Annotated in this window: 11 protein-coding genes; all 11 read right to left on the reverse strand. The window is 63.4% G+C overall.

Annotation, left to right across the window (positions count from 1 at the left end; all coding sequences use genetic code 11):
- Positions 1-635 precede the first annotated feature (635 nt).
- Positions 636-2606 (reverse strand): relaxase/mobilization nuclease RlxS, encoded by a 1971-nt coding sequence (rlxS, locus tag MESCI_RS27675; protein WP_013533275.1) that lies wholly within the window; start codon positions 2604-2606, stop codon positions 636-638.
- A 181-nt stretch (positions 2607-2787) separates the two neighbouring features.
- Positions 2788-3471 carry a lytic transglycosylase domain-containing protein gene (locus MESCI_RS27680; RefSeq protein ID WP_013533276.1) on the reverse strand — a complete coding sequence of 228 codons (684 nt, stop codon included), beginning with the start codon at positions 3469-3471 and terminating at the stop codon, positions 2788-2790.
- Positions 3459-4007 carry a S26 family signal peptidase gene (locus MESCI_RS27685; protein WP_013533277.1) on the reverse strand — a complete coding sequence of 183 codons (549 nt, stop codon included), beginning with the start codon at positions 4005-4007 and terminating at the stop codon, positions 3459-3461. The genes MESCI_RS27680 and MESCI_RS27685 overlap by 13 nt, the downstream gene beginning before the upstream one ends.
- Positions 4004-4243: a helix-turn-helix transcriptional regulator gene (locus MESCI_RS27690; protein WP_013533278.1), complete on the reverse strand. Its 240-nt coding sequence runs from the start codon at positions 4241-4243 to the stop codon at positions 4004-4006. The genes MESCI_RS27685 and MESCI_RS27690 overlap by 4 nt, the downstream gene beginning before the upstream one ends.
- Before the next feature lie 144 nt (positions 4244-4387).
- Positions 4388-4711 carry a DUF736 domain-containing protein gene (locus tag MESCI_RS27695; RefSeq protein ID WP_013533279.1) on the reverse strand — a complete coding sequence of 108 codons (324 nt, stop codon included), beginning with the start codon at positions 4709-4711 and terminating at the stop codon, positions 4388-4390.
- A gap of 531 nt (positions 4712-5242) precedes the next feature.
- The gene (locus tag MESCI_RS27700; RefSeq protein ID WP_013533280.1) at positions 5243-6970 is read right to left on the reverse strand and encodes a ParB/RepB/Spo0J family partition protein; all 1728 of its coding nucleotides are present in this window, start codon (positions 6968-6970) and stop codon (positions 5243-5245) included.
- An 83-nt stretch (positions 6971-7053) separates the two neighbouring features.
- Entirely contained in the window at positions 7054-7464 is a 411-nt protein-coding gene (locus tag MESCI_RS27705; RefSeq protein WP_013533281.1) for a DUF2958 domain-containing protein, read from the reverse strand.
- A gap of 135 nt (positions 7465-7599) precedes the next feature.
- Positions 7600-8562, reverse strand: a complete 963-nt coding sequence (locus MESCI_RS27710; protein WP_013533282.1) for an ArdC family protein — start codon at positions 8560-8562, stop codon at positions 7600-7602.
- A gap of 704 nt (positions 8563-9266) precedes the next feature.
- Positions 9267-9941, reverse strand: coding sequence for a DsbA family protein (locus MESCI_RS27715; RefSeq protein ID WP_013533283.1), 675 nt, complete (start codon positions 9939-9941; stop codon positions 9267-9269).
- Positions 9942-11883: 1942 nt separating this feature from the next.
- Positions 11884-12126, reverse strand: a complete 243-nt coding sequence (locus MESCI_RS27725) for a DUF982 domain-containing protein (RefSeq protein WP_013533285.1) — start codon at positions 12124-12126, stop codon at positions 11884-11886.
- Positions 12127-12231: 105 nt separating this feature from the next.
- Positions 12232-12510: a hypothetical protein gene (locus tag MESCI_RS27730; protein ID WP_164919974.1), complete on the reverse strand. Its 279-nt coding sequence runs from the start codon at positions 12508-12510 to the stop codon at positions 12232-12234.
- Positions 12511-12784: the final 274 nt, after the last annotated feature.

The following is a 12784-nucleotide window of genomic DNA, read 5'->3' on the forward strand; positions in this document are numbered from 1 at the left end:
CCAGCCAGCGGATAGGCGAGTTCGTGTTTGACATCGGCGAGACGGACCGTTGATTTCGGCTATCCAGGTCTCCTGACCTTCACCCGTCTCAGAGAATGAGAAAGCCGTCAAATTCGCTACCAATTGCCGCGATTTGCGGCTTTGTTCAGTGCTTTTTCAACTTGCGCGGCCGCGCAGATTGTCCCTGCAAGCTGTCCCTCTTGGGCACCGCCGCGTGTCGCGGAGAGGATCGTCCGGTGGCCGACTTAGTGGCGGAGTGTTCGGCGGTGCGGAGTTTCGGCCGCTGAAATTCAGCCGTGGCAACGTCGCCGAGTTGCCGACGCTGCCGCCGCAACCGGGCTGTGTCGATCTTAGACAAGGCCGAATGCCAGGCTCTGTCGATGGCCCTAAGGATCATTTGCATTGCTACCTTCCTCTGCTGCCCAGCGCATTCGCTTCGTCTGCGTCAGTCGATTTGGGATCGTGCATCAAAGTTCGATGCCGATGCGAATCGGGTGGCTATCAGCCCCATTTTTGGCTGCCTATGCAAGCAGGCGGACGCGTTATGTCATCTTATGCCTCATGGCTCGGATCACCTTGTCGAACTCTTGCGGGGGTCGAAGGCACCCCGCACCTGCGCATGGCTACCATGAAAGTCACGAAACGCTGGGCCCACTCCTTTGCCGACCGATGCTCCAAGAGATGCCCTCGCGCTGCACCAGGCCGGAAACCTCTTTGCCGACATGCCGCTCGAGCACCGGCCGCCATGGTACGAGCGTGAACTCTCGCGATTTCTCGATAACGGCGTATTTGCCGCTGGCGAGTTCAACTGACCGGCGGAGCGTGCCCACTACGCGATGACCGGCCCGCGTTTCGGCATAGGACAGGCCAAGCTCTTCCGACAGTTGACCGGCAACACGGTTCAACTCCCGCTGGCGGAGGATCGAAATCATGTTGGCGCGATAGACGATCCGATCCTGCTCCTGATCGGCAAGGCCCTGCGCGATCAGCCACTGCTGTCGGCGGCTCCGCGCCTCCTGCATCTCACGGCCGAAGCCCGAGTTACGTAACCTCTCTGATGCCTCGGAGACAAGCTGGCTGTCGATCCAGGTCGCGCCGTCAAAGCCAACCTGCCGCTCCAGCGGCATCGAAGAGAGCTTGTCGACCGTGACAGGCTGGGTCCTCGCCTGCTGGCGCTCGTAGGCGGCTACACGATCGAGATGATCCGGCGCGATGATCCAGGTGCCATCGGGCTCGCGCTCGACGCCCCCGGTAGCGCGCCGGATTGCCTCCAGCCGGCGCACATGCGTTTCGGCGAAGCGGTCGGTGGAGGTCGGATCGTGCTTCAGATGAATGTCGATGTTGTAGCGGCCGTGATGGGCAGCCGCGATTTCGGCCACCGTGCGGTCAACCAGCCTGGGCTCTGTGTTCCTCGGCGCGACACGCACGATGCAGCCGTCGGGCGTCGGCTCTGTCGCCTCGCCTTTGCCGATGTTGATGTATCGGGTTTTGCCATCCACACCGTCGACGATGAGGTAATGCCGGTCGCTGAGCTCGTCGGCCAGCCCGCGCGCGACAACGCGGCCGACGACAGGGGCGGCCTGCTCGCCCGATCCATCTTGGATCACGCAGTCGGCGGCACTGCGGGAGATCCCCCTGCCCGTCAGTTCGCGATGCAAGGTCTTGATGATGTCGCCGCGTTCGCCGATGCGGCGCAGCGTCGCTTCAAGCCCGTCATCGAGCCGCCAGCGGCCCGGGGCGATCTCTTCGGCCAGATGCATCCGCTCGAGCTTGCGCAGGCGCCCCTGATGCAAGGTCTGTCGAAACGCATCGCGGCTATCCGGTGACACGAGCCCACTCTCGTCACGCAGCTGCAGCAGGCGGCGGTCGATGCTGGTGAAGCGTTCCTGCTGCATTTCCTGACGCAGGCGGTGCTCGATCTCGTGGTCGGTGCGCGGACCGAGATCGAGGCTGACCAGCTCGGCAGCGCGCTCGCGGATGCCGCTCGAGATGTATTCGCGCGCTATGACGAGATTCTCACCGCGATCGTCCTTGCCACGCACGATGATGTGGGTGTGCGGATGGCCGGTATTGAAATGGTCCACGGCAACCCAGTCGAGCTTCGTGCCGAGATCCTCCTCCATCTGTGCCATGAGCCGCCGCGTCAGTGGCTTGAGGTCGTCGAATTCGATGCCGTCCTCGGGTGCGACGATGAAGCGGAATTGATGGCGATCGCCATCGGCACGATCGAGGAAGTCCTTGCCGGCGACGCGATCGCTGTCGGCGCCATAGAGCCGGCCAGGCGCGCCCTCCCGGGTGACGCCGTCGCGCTGGATGTAGCGCAGATGCGCACGCGCCCCGTCCGCGCTCTTGCCGGCCAGCTTGACGACACGCGCCTTGACGACGACCCGGCGCTGGCGGAAGGCTGCATGGCGATCGCGTGATTTCAGCAGCGCGGCCGTCGCCCCACCCCGGCCTATCCGGCTGCCCGCGAAGCGGCCACCACGCTGGGGCCGGCCACCAGCTCGGTTGATCGCTGCCCGGACCTGGCCGACAAAGCGTTTGCCGGCCTTCGAACCCCGGGAGCCAATCTTCCCGAGCTTCGGTCTGAACTCGTCATCCTGCATGCTTGGCCTGCGCCTGGAACAGAGTCGAATCAGCCATTTGCGCTCCGAAGTTCTCCTGACGCTGGAGGGTGCCTCCGGCAAAAATGATGTGCAGACAAACACTTCGCCGCCTCTTGGAGGGGGTGTCTTTATCTTGCCTTCCGCGCCCCACCCCTTCGGACGCGTCCGGCCCCCCCCTTTGCTAGCGTTCCGGCTCCTTGACCTGTGCGACGTCGCTTCCCAGCGGCACGAAGAGATCGCCGTTTCGCGCGCCGGCGCGATCACCATTTTGCGGGAAAAACAGCGAGCGCCCCGAGGGTGCATCTTGCCTGCTTGGAGCGACAGATTTGCCCTTGAACTGCTCGATGTCGGTTCCCGAAACTCCGGCCGCCCGGAGCTGCTTGAGGTAATCGACGGTCTCTTTCGGCAGCGGCGTGCCGCGCTTCAGATGCGCCTGGTAGCGCTCGGGTCCGGCGTTGTAAGCGGCAAACAGACCGGGGAACCCGAAGCGGTCATACATGGCCCGAAGATAGGCAGTGCCGGCCAGAATGTTGTCGCGCGGATCGTGGGGATCGGCGCCCAGTCCGTATTGCGCACGCATGTCCTGATAGGTTTCCGGCATCACCTGCATGAGGCCCATGGCACCGGCGCGCGAGGTGATCGGCCGGCCGTGGAGCATCGTCTTGCCGCTGCTTTCGGCATCGATCACCGCGTAAATCCAGGCCTCGGGAACACGGAAACGCTTGCTTGCTTCGCCTGTGAACTCATGCCACCTTCGAAGTTGCGGACTTTGGGAGATGGCGACCGGCTCAGCGCCGGTCGAGGCGGAACAGGCGCATGGCGCGACAGCGATCATGCCAAGCATCAGGAGGGCTACTCGGTCCATAGCGGCGCGAGCCTCCCGATGATGTTGGCGGCTCGGACCGGCCCGAAATAGCGGCTGTCGAAAGAGCGCGGTGCCTCGCCGTTCAGCACGAAGAATTCGTCGTCAGCGAGCGCGCGGCAGCCGCTCCACCATGGCAGCGGACGGCCTTGGGTGTCGGTTGCGAGCCGACGTGCGACGATCTTGCCGCCGATGATGATCGCCTCGTTGAAGGCGCAGACACGTTCGTGCGGCAGCGCGGCAATGTGCTTTACAAGGGGAACGCCGTTCGGGAGATAGCCGCGTTCGGCAGCAAGGCCGGCAATGGCATCCGGTGCGCCGGCGAGCACCAGGTCGCCGCGTGCTGGCGCTCCCGCCATGACGCGATAGAGGCCGACCGGCGCGCTCGCCGAGGCGTTCCAGATCAGCCAGGGCGACGGGTTTGCAAGCGGGCCGAAGGCAATCAGGCCAAGGGCAATCGCGGTCGCGGCGATCGCCCTTGTCGCCCGGACACGGCGCAGGCGGCTGCCGGTCAGACGGATGACAGGAGGCCGGCTCATGAGCGGCCTCCATCGTTGGAATGGGTGTGGTTCTGGCGGCCTTTCGACCAGTCGTCGAGCTCATCGATGTGGTAGCGGACGTAGCGGCCATGCTTGCGGAATTTCGGGCCGCCGCCGTTGAGCCGCATTTTTTCCAGCGTGCGCTGGGAGAGCCCTATGTAGAAGGCGGCTTGGGCTGTGTTGAGAAATGGACTGCCCTTTTTGGCGCGGGCGGCGCGTTCGTTTTCGTTGTCCATGATGATCCTCGTTTGGCTTGCGAGCCAGGCGAGGATGGGCGGGCGAGGTCGTCTTGGGGACGGGCGAAGAGTTGGGGGCGAGTTTTCGCCGCTCCTCGGCAAGAGCCCCGCGCCGGCTGCGGCGCGGGGCTCGGGTCGGCCGGATCAGTCGGCCGGGTTCCAGATGATGGCGTAGGTGTCGTCATCGTCCTGGCCGGCGGCGCGGCCCAGATTGGCGTAGAGCTTGCGCGGTCCGAACTCCGGCGCTGCAATCGACAGGCTCACATAATCCTTGCCTGACGTCTCACCGGTGCGGATCCAGCCGGCGCCAACTTCGACCCCTTGCGTCAGCACCCGGTAGTCGGGATGGTTGTCGGCGCTCTTGGCCTGGTTGGGGATGATGTCGATGTCGGCGCGGACGCTGAGGGTCTTGAGCTGGCCCTTGTAGGCGCCGTTTTCCTGCTTGTTGACGTAACCGATCGCGGTCATTTCGAAGTCTCCTTTTGCTGTCGCCGGGGACCATCCCCTGCGATGGCTGACCGTGATGGACGCGTCCGGAGCGCCTGAACCCGACAGGGCCGCAGCGCCAGCGGAGGACCCGAGCCGGCGGCTTTTTTGAAGCGGAGCGGCGCGAGGAAGCCGCCGCAGGCGGCGGGGAAAAAAGCTGCTGGCGAGGGTTTCGGGCGGCCGGACCCGTCCATAGGTCGATAAGCCAGCCGCAGGGGATGGTCCTGGAGGGAGCATGGAGTTCGTGGCAAGCGCGGTCGCTGCAGCCAAGCCAGGAGAGGCGGGAATTGGAGGACTGCGGCTGATGCCGTGCCGTGCCGATTGAGATCGTGCCCAGGGGTCGGGCGCCGGAGCAGGCTCCGACGGGCTGATCGAGCCGCGGGATTAAGGTGATTTGCCCGGCTGGATTCTGCCGCGGGAAGGCGGCGGCAAAGGTCACGAAAATGCGGCCATTGCGACCGGGGTACGATGCCGAGCGGCGGCCACTTTGGAGGCCGCCGCCCAGCCTGACGTCTATTGGCAGCCGAACAGGGACCGGACCCGGGCCCATTGATCGGCGGTGCGCAAGCCGCCTCGATCCGTGTAGCTTTCGACCGGGAATTTCATCCAGCGCGGCAGCCAGGCCTCGACCTTTTGCCTGCCGTTGTCGCCGCACAGAAAGTCGCGGATGATTGTCTTTTGCGTCTTCACCTTTTCGGCGACATTGCCGTCCGCGACATGCTTGCCGCCGATTTCGGCAAGCATGGAATTGGCAATTTCCTTGTCGCGCAACAGATCGAAGAAGGCGTCGTCCGGTTGCCAGCAAGCGGCGGTGTCGACAGTGAGATGATTGCCGAGCGCCTCGATGACGGCGCTGCCGGCTTCGAGCGTCTCGGCCATGACGATGCCGAGAACGCGCATCACATCGTCGTCGGACAGCGTCAGGAGATGCGAAAACAGGCGTGCCGTGCCGAAGTCGCTGCCATTGCGGCCAGCGACCGCGCCACCCTCGTCCGGTTCCCCAAGCAGCGCCAGGACCTCACGCCGCTTATCCGTGAAGGTGGCCTCGGCCTTGCAGGCTGACAGGCTTGCCGCCACGATCTCGTTGGCGGCGCGCTGCGGCTCGGTGCGCACCTGCCACAGGCTGGAGCCGGCGATCGCATGCGCCACCATCAGGCGAAGGGCTGCGGCCGGACGGTCAAGGAGCGCCAAGCGCACGATGGCATGGCGGTGCAGATCGACATAGTTCTGCATCGGTCCGGTGAGTTCGCGCCGCGAGGGTTTATCCGGAGTCTCGGCCTCTGCGGTCTCGCTTTGATCGCGGGCGCGGCGGGCTTCCTTGCGCGACAGCCAGCCCTCGTGACACCCGACCTCGCCGCGATGCGAGACTGATATAAAGACCTTGCCGCCCTTCTTCTTCGGCGTCTTTTCGTGGTCCCATGCGTGGAAATGTTGACCCGGTTCGAGCACGATCACTTCGCTCCACCCGGCCCCAAGATAGGCATCGCGCCTGGCGGCTATCGCCTCATTCTGCTTGAGCCAGAACAGGTCGGCGTCGGCAAAATAGCTTTCCTCGCCGAACAGATCGGAGACGATCAGGCCGGGATAGTCCTCGATGGCAAACAGCGCCACCTTGGTCGAGATCGACTGGCCGCCGAACAACCACTGCTTCAATTGCCAGCCGCGCGGCGCGCGGTTGTCGGGATCGGCAAAGAGCGCCAGCCAGTCCTTCTGCTGCGCCTTGGAGGCCATGGTGAGGTGGCGGACCGTCTCGGCGTCGATTTCCTCGCGGCGATAGGCTTCGCGAATCCTGGGCAGAAGCTCGCCAAGCGCCAGAATGCGCTTCACCTGATGCTCGGTAAGGCCGAAAGTGGCCGCGATATCGGCAATGGTGCGACCTTCCTTGATGAGGCGGGAGAAGGTTTCCCATTGCGAGACCTCGTCGGGATCGAGGCGGGCGATGTTTTCGATGAGGGAGGCTTCGAGCGCGTCGGCGTCGTCGCCATCCTCCATGATGGCGCATGGCAGCGGCTCGGCCTCGCCGCGCTCGTCGGCAAGGGTCTTGGCTGCGAAATAGCGTCGCCGTCCGGCGACGATCTCGAAGGTGTCGGGCGAGCCGTTGGGCCGCACCAGAAGCGGAACAAGGACGCCGCGCGCGCGCACCGAGGGCAGGATGTCGGAAATGTCGGGCGCGCGTTTGGAATGCCGCATGTTGGCGGCAGCGACGCTCAATCGGTCGATGGAAACGTGGGCAAGCTGCATGGTCTTTCTCCTTTGCAATGGCCGAAATTGCCTGACCGCGAGGCCGCAGGCCGAGCGGCGCGGCGGTTTTGCGCCGGATGGCGCTATTGTTCCGCCGGGTCGGGCGGAAGCTCGGGAAGGGAAAACGAGAGGGCGGCGGCGGCCTGCCGCAAGAGCCGTTCGGCCTGGGTGATGTGACCGCATAGGCGAGCGGCTTCGGCATAGACCGAGAGCGGAAACCGCGCCTTGAAATAAAGGTCGCGCTCGATGCCGAGGCCAAGTGGCCCCTTGACGGCCTGGAGCTCGGCAAGGCTGACGCTGCCGAGTTCGGGCAAGCCCAATGCGAGATCACAGAGGCCGAAGAGTGCATCGCCATTGGCGTCGAGCTCGCTCAGGAGCCAGGTGGCGGCGCCCAGCGGATTGAACAGTTTCACGACCGGAGAATGGTCGGCTTCGGTGTCGGCAGCGCCATTGGCGAGCAGAAGAAGGCGCAGTTCGTCAGGGATCAGGATCATTGCGGAGTTCCTTCAAAACGGTTCGTGATTGACGGCGGGTTGACCAACAGGCCGGTATCGAGGGTTTCCGCGCCGCGCGGTCGCACCGCGCGCCGTCAGAAGCGCAAGGCTCTCGCGTAGGGAGACGAAGCGCGCTCATGCGGCGATCTCGGCATGCGCCTCGCCTTCGACCTCGGCATTGAAGCCGAGCAGGAGATCGGCGGCTTTCGAGGCATGGCTGGCGGCGCGGAAGATGGCGCGATTGTCCTCGCGCAGCACGCTCAGCCACGAGCCGATATAATCGGCATGGCGCACGGTCGGCTCGATGCCCATAGTGCTGCAGACGAAGGCTGCGCAGATTTCAGCGACCAGTTCCTCGCGCGCGTATGCCTTGGTGCCGAACGAGCCGGAGAGGTCGCGCGCAAGGCGCGTCGGGTGGCCGGTCCAGTGGCCAAGCTCGTGAAAGCAGGTCCGGTAATAGTTGATCTGCTGAAAGAAGGCCGGTTGCGGTGGCACCTGAATGAAGTCGCTGCCCGGCATGTAGAAAGCGCGATCGCCGCCGATGCGGACATCCGCGCCGGTTGCACGAATGAGCGCCTCGGCCTGCGGGATGATCTGGCGCTGCGGCAGCGGATCGGCGGCGGCATGGAGATGTTCGGGCAGGTTCTCGCACTGCGCGACGTTAAAGACGGTGAACCGCTTCAGGTAAGGCACCGCCTGTGGTTCGTCGCCATCGGCCTTGGCGCGTTCCTTTTCGTTTTGCGGAACAAAGCGGTCGGCGTGAACGATGGTCGTTCCGCGCTCGCCTTTCCTGACATTGCCGCCAAGGGCCAGCGCCTGCCGGAAGGTCAGCCAGTTCTGGCTGGCATAGCTGCGCTCGATGACCGCGCCCCACAGGATCAGGATATTGATGCCGGAATAGCGGCGCTCGGTTGCCGCATTCCTGGGCAGGCCGAGGCCTGCCTTTGCGCTTCCCCAGGGCTTGACCCATGGCACGGTGCCGCGCTCGAGCTCGGCAATGATGCGGTCCGTGATCTCTTGATAAAGGCTGGCGCCTGCGCGCCCGCCCCTGCTTGCGCCAGCCTTTCGGCAGCCGGAACGTTTGTTGGTTGAACGCATGCCCTGGTCCTCCGCTCGCCAAATCGCGCCCTCCCCCGGAAGCGGGGTGGGCGGCGAAAACGACCGCAAAGGCCCGCCGTGAGAGGCGGACCGCATCCGAAGGACCGGAACGCAGAGGAGGACCCGAAGCGCAGCGAAGGGTTGCGGGATGCCGCGGCGGGCCTAGAAGGGAGAGCCGCCCACCGCGCGCACCCGGGGACGGCCTAAAGACAGACCACGCCGGCCGATCGGCCGGCGGCCGTGCGCAGCCGAAAGGCTGCCCAAGCCAGGGGGCGAAGCCGGATGGCCGAGACCGCCTGAGCCTTGCGAAAAAAAAGCGGGCTCGGTGCACGAGCACCCGGCGCGCGCCTTCAGGCGCGCGGGATTCAGGACTGGTGGTCGGCACCGCAGCTGATGTGATACCATCGATCCTTGCGCCTGGACGCGTGGATATGGTCGACGCCGCAGAGCCGTGAATTTCCACCTCTCGGCGCCCCTTGCCGCGTAACGGAGAGAGCGTCCAGGAGCGAGATCGCGGCCCTAGCCGCACGCCGGGAGACGGCGCCATGTTCGGCGTCGCGCTCGCGCCCCGCGTTACGGTCTGGTCAAGAAGCCAACCGCGAATAAGGCGCTCAGGAGCACATCAAAACCCCAGCTCCCAAAGACGATCCCGAGACCCTCAGTCAGAATGGCACTTTTGCAGCTGTCGAAGATCGTACCTTCGCCTAGGCGCGGGCATCAGCAATGGAGCGTTGCAGTCGGGCCATCCCCACTTCCCCTGGGATTACTTCGTCGCCGACCACCAACGCCGGTGTGCCCTCGATATACAGATCTTTGGCGAGTGCGAAATTGCGTGTGATGGCATTTGCGATGGCTGGGTCTTGCATGTCCCGCTTCAGCTGCTCGAGATCGAGGCCCACCCGCTCTGCAACGGCTAAGGTGGTGCGCTGGTTGAGGAAGCCGGGGAAAGCCATGAGGGCGAGATGGAACGCCTGATACTTCCCCTGTTTGTGCGACGCGAGCGCTGCGCGCGCTGCAAATTTGGATTCTGGCCCCAGGACTGGGAGTTCCTTGAACACAAGCTTCACATTGGGATCATTGCTGAGGGCCTCCTGTAGATCGAGAGCTGCCGCCCGGCAAACGCCGCAGTTGTAGTCGAAGAATGAGACCACAGCGATATCGCCATCCGGATTGCCCGCAATTGGCGAGGCTGGGTCGTTGAGGAGGGCGTCGCGCCGCTGTGGAATGCGTATGCGCAAGTCAGCCGCTATCAGGCGTTGGTCCTCCACACATTGCAGGTCCTCGGCCGTATCCAGATGTTGTTTCAGCGCTCCCAGCGCGAACAAAGCGAGGGCCAACAAAACGATTACTGTGACAAGGGCGGCATTCAGCCTGGACATGGGTGGGCTCCAATCAAACATGAACGGCAGGACGCCCGCGGCGCCGGCACCCCCGGCACGTTGCGGCGCTTCTCCCGTCGCGGCTCTCCGGTCAAGCGCCGCACCCCCCGTGTCGCAATTCCCGTGCCATCGCCGCCCGCAGCAGGAGCTCACGCAGCGCTGCGCTGCGGAAAGCGTGGGCCGTCGTGCATTGAACATCACTGTGGCTCACAACTGTGGCTCACAGCTGACTTCGTAGGCTGGGTGGCCTCGCTCGACGGGCGCACCATAAGATGGCGCAACCGGCGGCGGTTTCGCGACATAAGGTCGGGAACCGTTCAAACAATTGGCGGGGGATTTGTCGGCGCTTCCTGTGCACTTTGCAGAAAATAGGTCTGGGAAATTTCACAGAGCGCGGCCACAAAACTCGAACGGCAGCCGAGTCCTCCACTGTGGCTCGCTTTGCAAGCGCTAGTTCATCTCCGGCCCGGGGAGCCACTTATTCCAGAAATGCCTTGAAACCCAAGGACTCCAAGGGTTTCCATTCCCCAGAGATACACCGCGAGATACACTGCGGGGTAGAGGCTGCGCCCAAGGACAAGGCTGAGCCGGACAAAGACAAGCGCCGATCTTTCACATTGGATGAGGCTGCCGCCATCTTGGCCCGCCTTGTGTCACACGCCAAGACCGACCTCCAGCACATTTGGCGCATCTTAAAGGGACTGGATGTCGCCTCGCCGAGGTCTCAGGTTTGCGGGTTGCAGACGTGCATCTCGAACATGCCATCCCGCACAGCCCGTGGAGCTGGCAAAGCGCTCAAAGCAACCGAGGCCGTCTCAGGGTTCAGGACGCCTTATCCACACCAAGGGCGAGGCGTCGGTGGACAGCTCGTCGAGCCGCAGACGAACGACACAGCCAAACCCTCTGACACCAACACGTCGCCAACATCGCGACCATCGGCAAAGAGCAAGCCACAGCGTCGGCCGTAGTTGCACTTGTCGGTGCCCTCAGTGCCTGCTGGGCAGGAACATGGGACCATCTTCAGCTCCAGCTTCGCCTCAGCAACCAACTCTTTGAGGCGCGCCTTCGCTCGACGCCCAAGGTCTCTCTCAGAGTCGCACCTTGGCTCGATGCTTTCGGGCGCGTTAAAGCCGACAAGCCGGGTTCCCTTCGCGGCACCATTGAGCCGAATAGTATCGCCATCCGTTATCGTGAACTGGGTTCTGGCAAGCGGCACCCACTCCGATCCGCCGGACCTCGCGAAGGATGGCATGCTGGGCCAGGTAACGTGACCACCCCTAATGATGAAGGAGTAGATTAAGGAGCCAACGATCAGAGCCAAAGCGATCCCAAAGGTTCTAGCAAACCTGGCTGCCAAATAACGAGCTTCGCGGGCGAGTGGGCTTCGCCAGCGGCGCGTTTGCCATCGCGGGGACGATGGGGGCCTATCCGAGCGAGATTGTGGCGATGCGTTGGCGTTTGGCGGCGCGGGGCCTATGATCTCGTAAAGCTTTGCCCATTGCTTCGCGCTCAGCCGCGTGCGCGGGCCGTACTTCACCAATCGGTCACGCATGTCGAGCAGGAATTGGCGCTGCCATTGGGTGAAGTGGCCGCGAACCAATGCAGCCTCGATACGGGACTTCAGATCGTCCTCAGGCTGCATTTCCGCTGCCCCATTCCCCCAATCACATTACTAGGCAGCCGGCTTGGTGTGAATAGGCACTCAACCACTCGGCGGGAAGCAACGCAACGTGTCCCAGTGCGCCCTCAACCTCCAGCAGGGAGAACTCGCGGGGCTGCCTGAGGGATAAACGTGACGGACATGGGACCCCCCAGAGCAGCGAGGAACTTACTCGGAACGATCGTGTGTGATGCGAGTTAACCATCCGAAGCGGTCGATCCTCGGATGTAGCCGCTCAAAGAGCCCGCTGCCTGTTCCCTCCGGTGGCGGGTCTTTCCTTTCCTACAAAGACCGAAGCATCCCCTGCTCCTTAGCAGCCTCCTCGAAGGCCTTCTGGACATCTTGGGGTGACGCTCGGTCCTCGAAGCAGTCGATGCAGAGCTGCACCGCCTTGTTCCACTTCGGTCCCCTCTCGGGCCACTTCATGAGTTCCTCAGCAGCAGTCTCGACGTTGCTGACGCCCAGCGTGATGCCGACCTTCTCGGTTCTGACGGGGACCACAGGGCTGAACCAATGGAGTTCCATCAGATGAACCTACGGTGGGAGAGCCTGCACTTGAGGTCTTCGGCATTCAGTAGGTCGACCAGATCGTCGGCATATTCCCTATTGAGGCCTATCGCTGGCCAACCATCAGGCGAAACCGGCTGCCCGGTGAACACGTCGAACACCGTCCAGGTCCCGTCTTGGTCTCTCCTCAGGTCGTACCTCAACTGCCTCATCAGGGTAATTTAGGGTTTCCTGATGAGCCACTTCAATGGCGTCGAGCAATGAGGCTAGAGTTGGCGGCAGCTCAGGTTCAACTTCCAACCTGAAGGCTTTCCGAACCTGACGGCGGTTGTCCTCGTTTCGTATGAGTTCCTGAAGAGAGTCGGCAACAGTCTTGTGGCCGGCTTTGTCGCGCTTCGCCATAGGGAGTCCCCATGAGTTTGGCGCCTATAACTTATGGTCCGATTGGCTCCCCTTTGGGGGCACGTTTCAGTTCGTACCTTGGCTCCATGGGGCGATACGTTGTGCTTCCGATCCAACTCGTCAAGCATGGACCGATGCTCCTCGGTCATATCCCAATCTGCTGGGAGGTTCAGCAGTTGGCGGATTTGATGGCGCAGTGTCTCTGAAGTAATCCACGTCCGAATGAGACGCGATGTAGCCTGCTGTTGCTCGGGAGAAAGCTCTTCCATGGTCG

The sequence above is a fragment of the Mesorhizobium ciceri biovar biserrulae WSM1271 genome (genome assembly GCF_000185905.1).
GTDB lineage: Bacteria > Pseudomonadota > Alphaproteobacteria > Rhizobiales > Rhizobiaceae > Mesorhizobium > Mesorhizobium ciceri.